This is a genomic window from Verrucosispora sp. CNZ293, assembly GCF_002754655.1.
On the sequence record NZ_PEFR01000001.1, the window covers coordinates 517850 to 532990 of the forward strand.

At 69.2% G+C, this 15141-nt stretch carries 13 protein-coding genes and 1 pseudogene; 11 read left to right on the top strand and 3 right to left on the bottom strand.

All coding sequences use genetic code 11. The features are described from left to right. Positions 1 to 5: 5 nt before the first annotated feature. The 4 genes from CLT74_RS02400 to CLT74_RS02415 all read left to right on the top strand — a co-directional run bounded on the left by CLT74_RS02400 (position 6) and on the right by CLT74_RS02415 (position 4270). Positions 6 to 785 carry a transposase family protein gene (locus CLT74_RS02400; protein ID WP_099851146.1) on the top strand — a complete coding sequence of 260 codons (780 nt, stop codon included), beginning with the start codon at positions 6 to 8 and terminating at the stop codon, positions 783 to 785. Positions 786 to 859: 74 nt separating this feature from the next. Continuing rightward, positions 860 to 1999 (top strand): zinc-dependent alcohol dehydrogenase, encoded by a 1140-nt coding sequence (locus CLT74_RS02405; protein WP_486582687.1) that lies wholly within the window; start codon positions 860 to 862, stop codon positions 1997 to 1999. Between the two features lie 18 nt (positions 2000 to 2017). Continuing rightward, positions 2018 to 2590 carry a hypothetical protein gene (locus tag CLT74_RS02410; RefSeq protein WP_099845078.1) on the top strand — a complete coding sequence of 191 codons (573 nt, stop codon included), beginning with the start codon at positions 2018 to 2020 and terminating at the stop codon, positions 2588 to 2590. Between the two features lie 198 nt (positions 2591 to 2788). Then, the gene (locus tag CLT74_RS02415; RefSeq protein WP_199172064.1) at positions 2789 to 4270 is read left to right on the top strand and encodes an NAD(P)/FAD-dependent oxidoreductase; all 1482 of its coding nucleotides are present in this window, start codon (positions 2789 to 2791) and stop codon (positions 4268 to 4270) included. 756 nt (positions 4271 to 5026) lie between these two features. On the opposite strand, the gene CLT74_RS02420 is transcribed toward CLT74_RS02415, so the two are convergent. From CLT74_RS02420 to CLT74_RS31050, 3 genes are all read right to left on the bottom strand, one after another. Beyond that, positions 5027 to 5803: a SigB/SigF/SigG family RNA polymerase sigma factor gene (locus CLT74_RS02420; protein ID WP_486581923.1), complete on the bottom strand. Its 777-nt coding sequence runs from the start codon at positions 5801 to 5803 to the stop codon at positions 5027 to 5029. Positions 5804 to 6236: 433 nt separating this feature from the next. Next, on the bottom strand, positions 6237 to 6650 hold the full coding sequence (locus tag CLT74_RS02425; RefSeq protein ID WP_158240179.1) for an STAS domain-containing protein: 414 nt from the start codon (positions 6648 to 6650) through the stop codon (positions 6237 to 6239). Between the two features lie 306 nt (positions 6651 to 6956). Then, complete coding sequence (locus CLT74_RS31050; protein ID WP_486581924.1) at positions 6957 to 7478, bottom strand: cytochrome P450; 522 nt, start codon at positions 7476 to 7478, stop codon at positions 6957 to 6959. 19 nt (positions 7479 to 7497) lie between these two features. Here CLT74_RS31050 and CLT74_RS31055 point away from each other — a divergent pair, with 19 nt between their 5' ends. The 7 genes and pseudogenes from CLT74_RS31055 (at position 7498) to CLT74_RS31065 (ending at position 15084) form a co-directional block, all read left to right on the top strand. Then, complete coding sequence (locus CLT74_RS31055; RefSeq protein WP_486581925.1) at positions 7498 to 8094, top strand: hypothetical protein; 597 nt, start codon at positions 7498 to 7500, stop codon at positions 8092 to 8094. Positions 8095 to 8393: 299 nt separating this feature from the next. After that, positions 8394 to 8870, top strand: coding sequence for a hypothetical protein (locus CLT74_RS02435; RefSeq protein WP_099845081.1), 477 nt, complete (start codon positions 8394 to 8396; stop codon positions 8868 to 8870). 183 nt (positions 8871 to 9053) lie between these two features. Next, positions 9054 to 10733 (top strand): right-handed parallel beta-helix repeat-containing protein, encoded by a 1680-nt coding sequence (locus CLT74_RS02440; protein WP_486581926.1) that lies wholly within the window; start codon positions 9054 to 9056, stop codon positions 10731 to 10733. 65 nt (positions 10734 to 10798) lie between these two features. Continuing rightward, positions 10799 to 11503, top strand: a complete 705-nt coding sequence (locus CLT74_RS02445) for a formate/nitrite transporter family protein (RefSeq protein WP_486581927.1) — start codon at positions 10799 to 10801, stop codon at positions 11501 to 11503. Between the two features lie 292 nt (positions 11504 to 11795). Further along, positions 11796 to 12599, top strand: a complete 804-nt coding sequence (locus CLT74_RS02450) for an SDR family NAD(P)-dependent oxidoreductase (protein ID WP_099845082.1) — start codon at positions 11796 to 11798, stop codon at positions 12597 to 12599. A gap of 277 nt (positions 12600 to 12876) precedes the next feature. Further along, positions 12877 to 13623: pseudogene (locus CLT74_RS31060) on the top strand (MASE1 domain-containing protein); the annotation flags it as partial. A 102-nt stretch (positions 13624 to 13725) separates the two neighbouring features. Then, entirely contained in the window at positions 13726 to 15084 is a 1359-nt protein-coding gene (locus tag CLT74_RS31065) for a PP2C family protein-serine/threonine phosphatase (protein WP_486582688.1), read from the top strand. Positions 15085 to 15141 lie beyond the last annotated feature (57 nt).

The following is a 15141-nucleotide window of genomic DNA, read 5'->3' on the forward strand; positions in this document are numbered from 1 at the left end:
TCCGGGTGCAGGTGATTTCGGCGGCCCGCCAGGAGTTGATCTTTCCGTTCACCGGGCTGCAGCCCGCTCAGTTCCGCCGACTGGTCCGGCTGGTCGCCGAGCGCGGCGGTGACGCGATCGCGGACGGGCGGCCGGGCCGGCAGTGGTCACTCGACCTCTCCGACCGGGTGTTGCTGGTCGCCGCTTACTGGCGCACGAACCTGACGATGCGGCAGATCGGCCCGTTGTTCGGGGTGTCGCACTCCGCCGCGCACCGGGTCATCGACACCGTCGGCCCGCTGCTCGCGTTGGCCCCGGTGCGCCGACGTCGGGTCGACCAGATCACGATCGTCGACGGCACCCTGATCCCGACCCGGGACCACCGCCTCGCGGCCCCGAGTAAGAACTACCGCTACAGCACGAACGTGCAGGTCGCCATCGACGCCCACACCCGCTTGGTCGTAGCCCTCGGCGACCCGCAGCCCGGCAACCGCAACGACACCATCGTCTACCGCACCTCCGGCATCGACGCCAAGCTGGCCGGACGGGCGATCATGGCCGATGGCGCCTACCGAGGCAACCCCGAGGTGATCATCCCCTACCGCAAACCAGCCGACGGCAGCGAACTATCCGAGTGGAAGAAGGACCTTAACAAGCAGCACCGCACCGTCCGAGCCCAGGTCGAACACGCCCTGGCCCGCATGAAGAACTTCAAGATCCTGCGCGACTACCGCCGCGCCGCCCACACATTGACCGATACCGCATCCGGCATCGCCCACCTCCACAACATCATCCTCACCGGATGACACCCAGCACCGTTACCCGGCAACGCCTCCACCGAGTTACGAGACGTCCTTTAGGAGGCGACTCGATGCGAGCAATGGTCTATCGCGGGCCGTACCGAATCCGGGTGGAGGAAAAGGACCGCCCCTCGATCGAACATCCCAACGATGCGATCGTGAGGGTGACGCGAGCGGCGATCTGCGGGTCGGACCTGCACCTCTACCACGGGATGATGCCCGACACCCGAGTCGGGATGACCTTCGGCCACGAGTTCATCGGTGTGATCGACGAGGTGGGCCCGTCGGTGCGGAATGTGAAGCCGAAGGACCGGGTGATGGTCCCCTTCAACGTCTTCTGCGGGTCGTGCTTCTTCTGCGCCCGGGGGCTGTTCAGCAACTGCCACAATGTCAACCCCAATGCCACGGCGGTGGGCGGCATCTACGGCTACTCCCACACCTGCGGCGGCTACGACGGCGGCCAGGCCGAGTACGTCCGGGTACCCTTCGCCGACGTCGGCCCGAGCGTCATTCCCGAGTGGCTGGACGACGACGACGCCGTCCTGCTCACCGACGCACTCGCCACCGGATACTTCGGGGCACAGCTCGGCGAGATCGTCGAAGGTGACGTCGTGGTGGTCTTCGGCGCCGGGCCGGTGGGGCTGTACGCCGCGAAGTCGGCCTGGCTCATGGGAGCCGGTCGGGTCATCGTCGTCGACCACCTCGACTACCGGCTGGAGAAGGCTGCCTCGTTCGCCCACGCCGAGACCTGCAACTTCGCCGAGTACCACGACATCGTCGTCCAGCTCAAGAAGATCACCGACCACCTCGGTGCCGACGTGGCCATCGACGCGGTCGGCGCCGAGGCGGACGGGAACTTCCTCCAGCACGTCACTGCCGCGAAACTGAAGTTGCAGGGCGGCTCGCCGGTCGCCCTCAACTGGGCGATCGACTCCATACGCAAGGGCGGCACCATTTCGGTGCTGGGCGCCTACGGGCCGATGTTCAGCGCGGTGAAGTTCGGCGACGCGCTGAACAAGGGGCTCACGCTGAGGATGAACCAATGTCCGGTGAAGCGGCAGTGGCCCCGCTTGTTCGAGCACATCCGCAACGGCTATCTCAAGCCCAGCGACATCGTGACCCACCGGATCCCGCTGGAACACATCGCGGAGGCCTACCACATCTTCTCCGCCAAGCTCGACGGATGCATCAAGCCACTGATCGTGCCGAACACCGCCTGACCATACCGGGAGCCGGAGATGCCGTACACGCCCGACAAGCCACCCCTGGCCCGCTCCAGTGACGAGTTGCGCGCCCGCATCCCCGGCTGGGGTGTCGACCTGGACCCGAAGGACCGTCCCTCGGTGCCGCGGGAGAGGTTCGACCCGGACCTCAACGGCGTGCGCTGGCGGTTCCCCGAACGACAGCCCGAGAAGTGGCCCCGGGAGAGGTCGATCGAGCACAAGTTCCTCACCCCCGTCTTCGGTACGTCCTGCCCGCCCAGAGGGCTCTCCGGGGTGATGCGCCGGTACGCCTACCGCACCTACAGCGAGGGACGGGCCGCGCATTGGCTGCTCCTGCTGGCGGCCGACCGGGTGGACACCGCCGAGAGTGTGGTCCGGTCGCTGTTCACCCGGCGGCCGGACAATCCGATCGCCGAGACCGGGGTGCGCAGCGAGTTCTCCCATCACGGCCTCGCTTCCCGCACCCGTGGCCGGCGCGCCGACCGGGCGCACCACCCCCTGGATCCGGTCATCGTGGCGACACCGTGGCTGCTGGCCGGAGGGATCGCGTACGCCGTCGTCCGGCAGATCACCCGCCGCCGCGGCTAAGGTCCGGGTCGACCTTGCTTGTCGACAGGCGGCGGGCCCAGCCGGACTCCGCCTCGACGCGACCGAGGACTTCGACACGGACGCTGGAGTCCGTGTTTCGCGACCGCCGCACCGGTAACCAGGAACAACGACCGATACTCATGGCGGGGAACGGCTTGCGGGCGCCGGGGGCGCGGATCGAGCGGGACGGAGAGCGCAGTGAAGGACAGCAGGACTGCGAACGGCGCGGACAGCGGTGGACGACGGCACCGGGTGGTGATCGTCGGCTCCGGCTTCGGCGGTCTGTTCGCGGCGAAGGCACTGCGCCGCGCACCGGTGGACGTCACGATTGTCGCGCGTACCACCCACCACCTGTTCCAACCGCTGCTGTACCAGGTCGCCACCGGTATCCTCTCGCCCGGCGAGGTGGCGCCGGCGACCCGTGAGATCCTGCGCCGCCAGCGCAACGTCGAGGTCCTGCTCGGTGAGGTCACCGACATCGACCTGGACCGCCGCACCGTCACCGCGAACGCGCCGCTGACCACGTTCACGACGGAATACGACAGCCTCATCGTCGCGGCCGGCGCGACGCAGTCGTACTTCGGGCACGACGAGTTCGCCGAACACGCGCCCGGTATGAAGAGCATCGACGACGCGCTCGAACTGCGCGGACGCATCTTCGGGGCGTTCGAGCTGGCGGAGCTGGAGACCGACCCGGCGGCGGTCGAGCGGTGGATGACGTTCGTGGTGGTCGGCGCCGGACCGACCGGTGTGGAGATGGCCGGGCAGATCGCCGAGTTGGCTCACCGGACCCTGCCGGGCGAGTTCCGGCGGATCGACCCGCGTAAGGCGCGCATCGTGCTGTTGGACGCCGCCGATTCGGTCCTCGGCACGTTCGGCGAGCAGTTGTCCGCCAAGGCACTGCGGCAGTTGCGCCGACTCGGCATCGAGGTGACGTTGGGCACCACAGTGGTCGGTGTAGACGACACCGGCATCGATCTGGTCGACCGCGAGGGCCAGCGGAGCCGCATCGGATGCATGACGAAGATCTGGGCCGCCGGGGTGTCGGGATCCCCGCTCGGAGCCCGCCTGGCGGCCGCCGCCGGCACCGAAACCGACCGGGCCGGCCGGGTCATGGTCGAGCCGGACTGCACCCTCCCCGGGTACCCGGAGGTGTTCGTCGTCGGTGACCTGATGGCGCTGGACCGACTGCCGGGCGTCGCCCAGGTGGCGATCCAGGGTGGGCAGCACGCGGCCCGGCAGATCATCCGACAGCTACGCGGCGAGCCGGCCCGACAGCCGTTCCGGTACCGGGACAAGGGAAGTATGGCCACCATCTCGCGCTTCTCCGCAGTGGCCACCGTCGGCCGGCTGCGGCTGTCCGGCTTCACCGGGTGGCTGCTCTGGCTCGCGGTGCACCTGCTGTACCTGGTCGGCTTCAAGAACCGGGTCACCGCTGTGCTGCACTGGGCCGTCAGCTTCATCGGACGGGGCCGCTCCGAGCGGACCGTCACCCTCCAGCAGGTGCTGGCGCGCGCCGCGCTACAGGAGGTCACCGCAGCGGCCGACCGGCTGGTCCCCGGAGCCGCCGACAGCCCGAGCGAATCAGCAGCCCCCGCACCTGTGGCCCCGCCGCGACAGCGGCCGGCCGCAGCGGTACCGGGCCCCGAGGCCGCCCGGCACGGCGCGTCCCGCCAGTAGCCGCTGGTCACACCGTGCCGGACCGGCCTATACCCGCGTCGGCTCCCTGCGCCTTCACATTCGGCGATGCCGGGAGCTGTTCGCTGCCCCTGCGTCACACATGATCAGGCAGGTAACCCAGCGGTGCCTTCTGACGCGCTGACCCATCGCGCCTGCGCTCGTCAGCAGATGAGCGAGCGGCGGTCGTCTGATATCCCTTCCGTTCGACCTCGCTAGGACCTGTTCCACCCGAAGCGCCGCCAGCGTCGGGTGGACCGCGGTCATCGCGGTGCCCGATGCCGCGTTCAGGGGCACCGGCCCGGCAGGCAGGTCGGCGGTCGTCAGCCGCCCCGACCGGGGCGCGGGAACAGCCCGGGTTCGAGACCCGGCAACGCCTCGGCGGGGAATTACGGCGCCGACCCAGGCGGCGGCGTCGCGCTGGGCGGGTATCGGACCGTGGTGAGCTGCCGGAGCGTCGGCAACCGCGCCGGTGGCGATCCCATAGGCGGACGGCCTTGTGCAGGATGTCCACACCAGTTTGTGGCATGGTCACGTCTGGGGTGGCGCGCCGGCGTCGGTGGCGTTTTCCCGGATCTGTCGATCAGCCGGACGACGGTGAACATCGCCGAAGTCACGGGCCCCCGCAGCCCGGGGTTCGCCATACCCTGTGCCACTCTTCCACACCTCTGCACCAACCGTCCGGCCCGCAACGTCCCCGCAGGACTTGTCGCCCGCGTGGTCACCACGCGGGACATGACCAGGCCCCGGCCGGGCCGGTCAGGGCGTGGCGGTCAGGTGTGCCCGGAGCTTGGCCAGTGCGCGGGTCAGCAGCCGGGAGATGTGCATCTGGGACACGCCGACCTGCTCAGCGATCTCCAGTTGGGTGAGGTTGCCGTGGAAACGCAGCGCGATGATCTTCTGTTCCCGCTGGTCCAAGGTGGCGAGCGCCGGGACAAGGGCGACCCTCAGCTCGGCGAGGGCGAGCTCGTTGTCGTCGCCGCCGAGCAGGTCGCCCAGCTCGATCGAGGCGGTGGCGTCACCGACCGGGGTGGACAGCGAAACCGCGTTGTAGGCGCGTGCGCCTTCCAGTGCCTCGAGTACGTCCTCCTCGGTAAGGGCGAGGTGGACGGCGATGTCTGTGACGGTCGGCGAGCGACCCAGACTCTGGGTCAGGGTGCTGTTGGCGCCGGCGATGGCCATCCGCCGTTCCTGCAGTCGGCGGGGAACGCGAATGTCCCAGGTACGGTCGCGGAAGTGGCGTTTCACCTCTCCGACGATGGTGGGGATCGCGTAGCTGGTGAAGTCGATCCCGCGTGCCGGGTCGAACTTGTCGATGGCCTTGATCAGACCGAGTGCGGCGGTCTGGGTCAGGTCGTCGTTCGGTTCGCCGCGACCGTGGTAGCGGCGGGCGAGGTGGTTGGCCAGCGGAAGCCACGCCTGGATGGCGCGGTCCCGCACGGCGGGCCGGGATGGGTGATCGGCCGGTAGCGCGGCCATCGCGGCGAGCAGCTCGCCGGCAGGCGAGTCGGCCGACGAGTGCTGACCAGCGGGCATACGCGCCAGCGTGGCTGGAGCTGTGAAGATCGGGGTCATCGAGTTCCTCTGCCGTCCTGTCGGGCTGGCCTTTTCGTTGTGGCGTCGAGGGGGCTGCGGCGCCATGAGCCGGTCGAGGCGTCGTGGGCCTGATCAGCGGGTGGGTGTGCGGAAGGGGGAGCCGTGTTCGTGGCGACATTGCGCACCGTGTCGTCGAGATGGCCAGCGGCACCGCATGGCCCCGTTGCGGCTGGCCGCCCGGAGCGGGTCGCGAGAGCGGGAACGGACATGGCGCCTCCAAGGTCGGTCGGCTATCTGGTCATCGACGTCCGAGAACGGACGGACGGCCGCCGGTGGGCGCATGTCTTGACCCTGGTCGGAGGAGTTACCCGTGGGCGGAGCGCTTTGCACGTACCGGTGTTCGTCCCGGCGAGGCGGGACCAGCGCGGCGCCGTCACGGGCCATCGGTGTGATGATCATGAAGGTTGCCCATCGTCGGGGTGGTGCCCACCGGCGTTACCAGGTCAACAGTTGTCGATCGTGGGCAGGGATGACGTCCCTCGCCCAGGGTGAGCTGGAAGGTCGCCAGGGCGCCGGTCGTGGCCAGGAGGTGCGTGACGCACGGCGCGGGGTCGCGCAGGAGGAGGGCTGCTCCGACGATCGCCGCGGCCTGCCGTGCCTGGAGCAGGGCGCTCACGCCGTGCGTGCTGAAGATCCGTACCGCGGAGAGGTCCACCGTGACCACGGGCACCGGCGGGTGGCAGGCGCACTCCACCAACTCGGTGAGCAGGTGGGCGTTGCTCATGTTGATCTCGCCGGAGACGGTGACCAGTCTCGTCGAACCGTCGTTCGTCAGTACCAGCGACATGATCGGCTCGAGGAGCCGGCCTTGGCCGCGTGCGGATCGACCGCCTTCGCGCGTACGAGAGATCCCGTTCCCTGACATGGCGCCTCCGCTGTCCACCGGCGGGCCCGCCCGAGCCGGATGAGGCGGCAGGGGAAGGCACTGGAGGGCGCACGTCTTGACCCGTGACCATTCCCTACCCCCACGGGCCGGCCTCACACCTAGCTTCTCGCGGCGTCAGCCGGCCGGGTCGGAGCAGCATCGCGGACGGGTCTCAGTCCGACCGTGGTCACGCTGCGCCGGCTGGCGGTCCAGAAGCGGGTACGGCCGCTACCTGGAGGTTGTGGAGACGCTGCGCTCGCGCACGTCGGTCATGACGAACCGGCTGCGGGGCAACGTGGGTATGCGGCGCAGCGAGATGGTGAGGTCCTGCTCGGGCACCGTGTAGTCCAGCCGCGCCAACCAGCCGGCGAAGGCCGACAGCAGGGCCACGGTGACGTCCTCGCCCGGGCATCGGTGCCCAGTGGTCGGGTCGGCCCCGCCCTGTGGGATGAGTGCGTAGGGGTCGGGAGAACGCCCGACGAAGCGCTGTGGGTCGAACCGGTACGGGTCCGGCCACAGCCCCGGGTCGTGGTTCTGGCCGTGGATGTCGAGCAGGACCAGTGAACCGGCGGGAACGTGCTGGCCCTGCCAGGTCAGGTCGCTGACCGCCCGGCCACCGACGAACGGCGCGAACGGGTAGAAGCGGCGGACCTCGTGGGCGAACGCGGTGCGCCGTGAACGCGACGAACCAGGACACCGCGACGGTGGGACGGATGATGTTGAGCAGCTCCACCGCGGCGAGCTTGGCATCCATGAGCTGCCCGTCGCGGTGGCGGTGTCCGGTGACCGCGTCGAGTCCGGACCCGGCGGGCGCGGTGACGGCACCGACGCGGACCTGCTCGACCAGTGCGGTCAGCCAGTCCTCCCGCCGCCCGCGGGCGCGCCGCGCCCGCCAGTGTCGCGGCCCGAGGGTGGCGAAACCGTCGACCATGGCGGTCAGGTCGCGGGCCACGGGTGCCACCCCGGCGTCGTCCAGGTCGATGCCGGCCCAGCCGCAGGCCCCCTTGGTGATCACGCGGCTCGCCTCGTCGAAGAGCACCATCTGTCGCCCGCCGCCGCTCGTCGCGAGCGCGTCGTCCCAGGCCGCGGCCACCTGGTCGACCAGCGCGGCGACGCCGCGGGGGTCGGTGAGCAGGGACAGGAACATCGCCTTGCGGTGGCGATGGTCCGCGCCGTCGAGCGTGTGCACGGCCCGGCGGCCGAACAACGTTCCCTGGACCGGCTCCGGAACGGCCGGGTGTCGACACACATTTCGCTCGTCGTAGAAGAAACGCACCGCGTCCGGCCCGCGCAGCACGAGCGCCCGCTGGCCCATCACCCGGGTCTGCGCGGCGGACCCGTCCAGCCGTCGCAGCAGTGCCGGTAGCCAGGCGTAGCCGTCGAGCGTCAGCCCCAGGGTGTCGTCCAGATACGGTCCGCGCCGGTCGGTCATGGGCAGGCAGTGCCCGCTGCGCCCGCCACGAAACCCGCCCCGACCCCGCTGCGGACGTACCCGTCGTCGCTGTGCCGCCCGCGGCTGCACGCTTGGTGCCCCCGTCGCAGTCCCGGATGGCACCACCGGCCCACGGCCGTGCAGCAGATGCGAAGGCGCGTTGTCGTGTGCGATGGTGGTTGTCGAGTCCGAGGGCAGGCAGGTCCACCCTCTGCCGTCCGAAAGGCCACGTCTTGTCCGGGAACCAAGCTGGTGGCCCCACCGAAGACCCCGTCAAGCGCGGACTGAGAAGCACCGTCGGCAGGGAGAGCACGACGTTCGGCTTCTCCATCCTGGTCACGGTCAATTTCGGGTTGCTGAACGCGATGGAAGGCCCGCCCGCCGTCGCGCACATCTTCCTCTTCGCCATCGGCGCGGTACTGTCGTTCACCCTGCTCGAAGGGCTCCTCTCCCGCGGTTTCCGCAAGCCGATGCCGCAACACCGCACCCATGTCCAAGCGGCGGGCACGAGCATGAACCTTTTCTCCGTGGTCGGCGGGCTGGGCTGCGCCTGGCTGGCCGCGACGTGGATCGCCCACCCTGCTGTCTGGGCGGTGGCGCCGTTCCTGGCCGCTGTCGTCTATCTGGTCCTCGAAAGCCTCGAGACCGCTCTCGGCGAACGACTACTCAAAGCAAACGAAGACCCCGAGGCCGACGACGTGTCTTCCTGACACCCCCGCGGCACACGCAGTAGCGACGCTCGGATCGCCCGGCTGGCTGTCTTCTCACCCATCCGCCCTCGCCGGGGAGGTGAGCGACGTACCGTCGGGGCAACGTGGCCGGCCGCCGTGATCGGGGGTGGACGCAGGGACTGCGACTCGCTCGGGCGGCCAGCGTCGGGAGGTTGGGCTCCGGTGCCAGGTGAGGTGACGTCGACTGCGTCCGGCGTGCGGCCGTACCCGGTGGCCGGGGCACCGTTGCTCTGCGACGCGCGGGAACACGGCATGACCGGCGACGGTACGACCAACGACCAGCCGGCGCTGGCCGCGTTGGTCGACCGCCTCGGGGACGCGTTCGCCGCTGACGGGCGGGCGCGGGTGATCCACTGCCCACCGGGGGTGTACGCCATCCGGGACGCCGGCACGGTCTGGCGCAGCGGGGTGTCACTCCTCGGGGCGGGACCGGGCGCCACCCGTTTCGTCCTGAGCAACGAGGGCAACCGGTCCGCGCCGGTGCCGCTGGCCTTTTACACCGCCCAACTCCATGGTGCGAGTCCCGACCGGCACCTCGCCTACTGCACCTTCGCCGACTTCGAGATCGACGGATCAGGCGTGGCGTCGGCACAGTACAACCCGCTGTCCAAGGGCCTGGGGTTGCAGTACGTGACCGGGGGCCTGTTCCGGAACCTGTTCATCCACCACACCGCCGCCACCGGCTTCGGCTGCGACTTCCTACAGGACTGCCTGGTCCAAGCGGTCCGGGTGCTCGAGTGCGGCCGGCTGGACAACGGCCTGGAGATGGGCGGGGCGGGCATCGGCATTGGTGTCGGCGGGTGGGGGCCCATTGAGCGGCTGACCATCGCCAGCTGTGTCGCGGTCGGCAACGCCACCAACGGCATCTTCCTGGAGATGCAGCATGCGGACCGACCCCAGCCGCGGGGCATCAGGATCGTCGGCTGCCACGCCGAGGCCAACCGTTTCGGCATCTCCGACTGGGGTGCCGACGGACTCATCGTCACCGGCTGCACGATGACCGGAAACTTGGAGGCCGGCTTCCAGGTCTCGGCGAAGGGCACCACCGGCATCCCCGGCAAGGGCGGCATGCTCACCGACTGCGTACTCGACGGCAATCTGCGCGACGGGGTGAACATCGGCAACACCGCCGGCCCCTACACGGTGCGCGGCAACCGGATCACCGGCAACGGCCGTTACGGCTATCACCACCAGGACCTCGGGGACGGGGACCAGATGTCGGCGGTCGGAGCCGCGGCCGGGGAGATCGTCATCGAGAGCAACGACATCTGGGGCAACAGCCTCGACGGCATCCGCTTCGACCGGCCACTGCGTGACGCGGTCATCATCAACAACCGGATCCGCAACAACGGCCGCCAGCGCGCCCCTGCCGCCTCCGGGCGTGGCGAGTCCGTTCGCTACACCGCGAACCTTCTCGTCGACCAGCACGCCGCCTGGTCGGCCGACGGCCACCGCGGCAAGGTGCTGCGTGTCGGCAAACGGTACGCCGTGGTGGCTGCCAACGACGCCACCACCCTCGTCCTCGCCCCGATCCGACCCGGTATCACCAGCGCCTGGAGCGCCGACACGCCGCCACCCGGAACTGCGTACGAGCTGCCGGCCGCTCCGGACAGCCGTGCGGGAATCACCGTCAACGCCACCACCGACTCGGTCACCATCCGGGGCAACCTGATCCGCGACAGTGGCTCGGGCACCCAAACCCACGGGATCTGGATCACTGACCGCGGCAGTTGCGTCAACTGCCGCGTCGTCGAGAACGACCTGGACGGTAACGGCGTCGCCATTCGGACCGACGCCGAGGTGGTGGGTGGCCACTGGGAGGGCAACCACGGCAACGAGTGAGGAAGGGTTCGTCGAGGGCCGGGACCCCGGCGACCAACTGTCGTACGTGAGGGGCAGTCGAGGGTGTGAGGGGCGATCGGGGAACCGGTTCCGAGCCGGAAGTCGCGCGGGCGTTCGACCGGGTGGTCGAGGAGGGCGCGGTCCGGCTGGCCCGCCCGTGGATCCCTCTCGTGGTCACCGGGATCCTCGGCGGCATCGACGTCGGGACCGGCGCGCTGGCCTACCTGCTGGTCGAGCAGGCCACCGGTCAGCCGCTGCTCGCCGGGCTCGCCTTCGGCATCGGCTTCGTGGCGCTGCTGCTGGCCCGCAGCGAGCTGTTCACCGAGAATTTCCTGGTACCGGTGACGGCGGTAGCCGCCGGACGTAACACGCCCGGCTCGCTGCTGCGGCTGTGGAGCGTGACCCTGGTCGGCAACCTGCTCGGCGGCTGGCTGTTGGCCTGGCTCATCATCCGCGCCTTCCCCGGCCTGCACGACACCGCGATCGGGACCGGTACCCACTACGCCACCCTCGGCGTCAACCTGCGCTCCTTCACCCTGGCCGTGCTCGCCGGCATGGTGATCACCCTGATGACCCGGATGCAGCACGCCACCGAAAGGCCTCGGCGTACGCCTGGTGCCGGCGCTGCTGTTCGGCGCGCTGCTCGCTGGCGGGCAACTCTTCCACAGCGTCCTCGACTCGATCATGATGTTCGCCGCGCTGGCCACCGGCCGCGCGCCCTTCGGCCACCTCGACTGGCTGGGTGCCCTCGGCTGGTCCGTGCTGGGTAACATCGTCGGCGGCATCGGCCTTGTCACCGCACTCCGGCTGGCCCGGGTGTCTCGGGAGATCGCCGTCGAGCGGTCCCGCCAGCGGTGACCGCGTTGCACCGTCCAGTTTCCGGTGGGTTTCAGATGCAGGCGGATTAGTCGTCGTGCACCAGAGTGCGAGCTGCTTCGTGCAGCGACTTCGGGTGTTCTTCGTGCCTGACGGTTGACGCGCCGTCAATTGGGCAGGACCTCCAGTGGCCGAAATCAGAGCCGGACGCGCTGTTCGGCGTGGCACCAGAGGGGAGGACAGGTCATGGGTGATTCTTCGACGCAGCGGCCGTTCGCGGTGGTGACCGGGGCATCGAGCGGTATCGGGTTTGAGCTGGCCCGGCAGTTCGTCCAACACGGGTACGACGTCGTAATGGCCGCAGAGGACGCGGAACTGGACGTCGCTGCGACGAGCCTGCGGCGGGACAGCAGTGCGACGGTGACGGCGGTCCGGGTGGACCTTGCCAAGCCGGAGGGCGTCGAGCGGCTCTACCAGGAGATCAGTGATACCGGCCGGCCGGTGGACGCTGTCGCGTTGAACGCCGGAGTGGGACAGGGTGGTGATTTCGCCCGGCAGACCGGTCTGAGCGATGAACTGGTCATTATCGATCTCAACTGTCGCTCCACCGTGCATCTCGCCAAGCGGATAGTGCCCGATCTACTGCGACGGGGGAGTGGCAGGGTGCTGTTCACCTCGTCGATCGCGTCTACCATGCCGGGGACGTATCAGGCGGTCTACAACGCGTCGAAGTCGTTTGTGCAGTCGTTCGCGGAGGCGCTTCGGGAGGAACTCAAGGACACCGGGGTCACCGTGACCTCGCTGATGCCGGGCCCGACCGACACAGAGTTCTTCGAGCGGGCCGACTTGGAAGACACCAAGCTGGCCGAGAGGAAGGATGATCCGGCCGAGGTGGCCCGTCAGGGTTTCGAGGCCATGATGAACGGCGATGCGAAGGTGGTGGCCGGCTCCCTGATGAACAAGGTCCAGGCGGTGGGCGGAAGGTTGATCCCTGATGCGGTCAAGGCCAAGTTGCACGGGGAGGTGGCGAGGCCAGGTTCTGCGAGCTGATGAGCGGTTCCTGTGAGCAGGATTTAAACTCCGGGTGTCGCGTTACGTAGCCGTCGCCCGTTGCGACGAGAGTGTGCCGCTGACGCGTTAAGGACGGTCGGCATCGTGGGTTGGTTTGCAGGGCCATGGACGTCGCGTAGCGTGGGCTCGGCACCGTCCAGCTGGGGAGTGTCCGCTGTCTGCTCCCGCACCATCTGAACCGAAGAGCCTGCCCGACTCGGCTGCGCCGCAGGCAGGCACCCGACCGTGGCCGTTGTGGCTGGTGCTAGCTACGGTGGTGATCACTTACGGCGCGGGTGCCTCACTGGCCTTCCTCGGTTTCGGGGCGCCGTCGATCGTTGTGTTGTTTCTGCCGGCCGGTGTCACACTGTCGGCCCTGGTCCTGAATCCACGCAACAGGTGGCCTTGGATCCTGGCGGCGGTGGCTGTCACCGAGGTCGTGGTGGACGTGTCACATGGCATGTCGCCTAGTTGGGTATGGGGATACGCGCTGGCCAACACAGCCGAGCCGTTGGTCGGTGCGCTGCTGCTACGCCGCTATGTTCCGGGAGACGTCGATCTTCTTCGCCGCCGGGACCTTCTCGCGTTTCTGGGCTGTGCTGTCGGCACCGGGCCGTTAGTCGGTGCCGCGATCGGCGCCACGCAGCTTGCGCTGAGCACGGACCTGCCATGGCCCCAGTCATTTGTGTCGTTCTGGGCAGGTGACGCCACCGGCGTGTTGTTCGTCGCCGGCTGTGTGCTGGCGTGGCACAGCCCAGCTCGTGGCCGACCTGAGCCGGCGCGGTGGGCGTCGGCTGTCGGGCTGACCACACTCATCACGGTTGCCGGGTTCTGGCCCCAGGATCTGCCGCTGTTCTATCTGCCGATCCCGGTGCTGTTCGGGTTGGCGTTCAGCCAGCCGCTGTCGGTCACGCTCACCGCCGGCATGGCCGCCACGGTGACGGCGAACTTGATGACCAGCATCGGCCACGGCCCCTGGGCGGCACTGGATACCTCGGACCAGTGGAGGACGCTGACGTTGCAGGCGTTCCTGGCCACCACGATCCTCGGTGCCTGGATTCTCTCGGTGGCGATGGCGGAGCGGGACGGTGCCCGCCGGGACACGTCGGTGGAGCGGGCGGCTCGGATGCGTCTGCACGCGTTGCAGGTTCTGACGACGGACTTGGCTAGGGCTCCCACGTCGGAGGCCATCGCGCAGGCCATCGTACGAGAGGGCATCGGTCTGCTTGCCGACCACGGCAGCGCGGCGATCGTCGTGCCCGACACCGCGGAGGTGGCCGTGTGGACCACGGCGGGCGGCTCGGCGGACCTGGTGGACCGGCATCGGAGGGTGCCGCTGAAAGCGGCGACGCCGGACACCGACGCGATCCGTTGCGGGCAGCCGGTGATCCATCGAACTCAGCAGGAGGTGCTGGCCGCTTACCCACATCTGGCGCACGCATACCGGACACTCGACATCCACAGCAGCGTGTGTGTGCCGATCCGCGGCGAAGACCCGGAGATTCTGGGCTCGCTGACGTTCAGTTTCCGCCGCGACCACGGTGTCGATGCTGATGTGCTCTCTTTCGCTGACACGTTGGCCAGCCTAAGCGGGCAGGCGCTGCGCCGGGCGCGCACCTACGAGCGGGAGATAGACGCCGCACATCAATTGCAGCGTGCCATGCTGCCCGCGGTGACCAGCGCGTTGGCCGGTGTCCAGGTGAGCGCGGAGTACCGGCCCGCCGACCTATCCCATTTGGTGGGTGGGGATTGGTACGACGTGTTCACCCTGCCCGGTGGCCGGATCGGGTTCGCCGTGGGCGACGTGGTCGGGCATCATGTCACGGCGGCTGCGGCGATGGCCCGGCTGCAATCGGCGCTGCGGATCGTCGCGCAGACCGCGCACGGCCCTGCCCAGGTGCTTCAGAGCCTGGATCGGGCCAGCACCGTCATCGCCGACTCGCTGATGACCACCGTCGGGTTCGCCGACTACGACCCGGGCACCCGACTGCTGCGCTACGCCTGCGCCGGACACCCACCGCCGTTGCTGGTCGAAGATGACGCCGCTCGGTACCTGTGGGACGGGCGGTCTATGCCCCTGGGCGTCGGCGAGGCCAAGCGTTCGCAGGGTGAGTGCGTCCTCACGGAGCCGGCTGTCCTGGTCTGGTACACCGACGGACTGGTCGAACGTCACGACGAGCACATCACCGTATCCATGCAACGACTCGCCGACGCCGCCGAACAACGCGGCCCGGACGATCCGCAAGCGCTGTGCCGCCACCTGATCCGACACATGATCGGCGACGACATACTCGGCGACGACACCGCCATCCTGTGCGTCCGGCTCACCGACGGGGCGCAGACCGGGCAGGCAGGGGCTGCGGCGACCGGTCTGCCCGCTCCTGGGACCCTGGGGGCACTGGATGAATCTGCACAGAGCCCGCTCACCGACATTGCGGCTCCGCAGCCACGACACCGCTCGCGCGGCCGGGAAGCACACCCGTGAGCGCCAGTAATCGCATCGGGTACGAGCTGCGTTATGGGCAGGCACGTGTCCCGACCA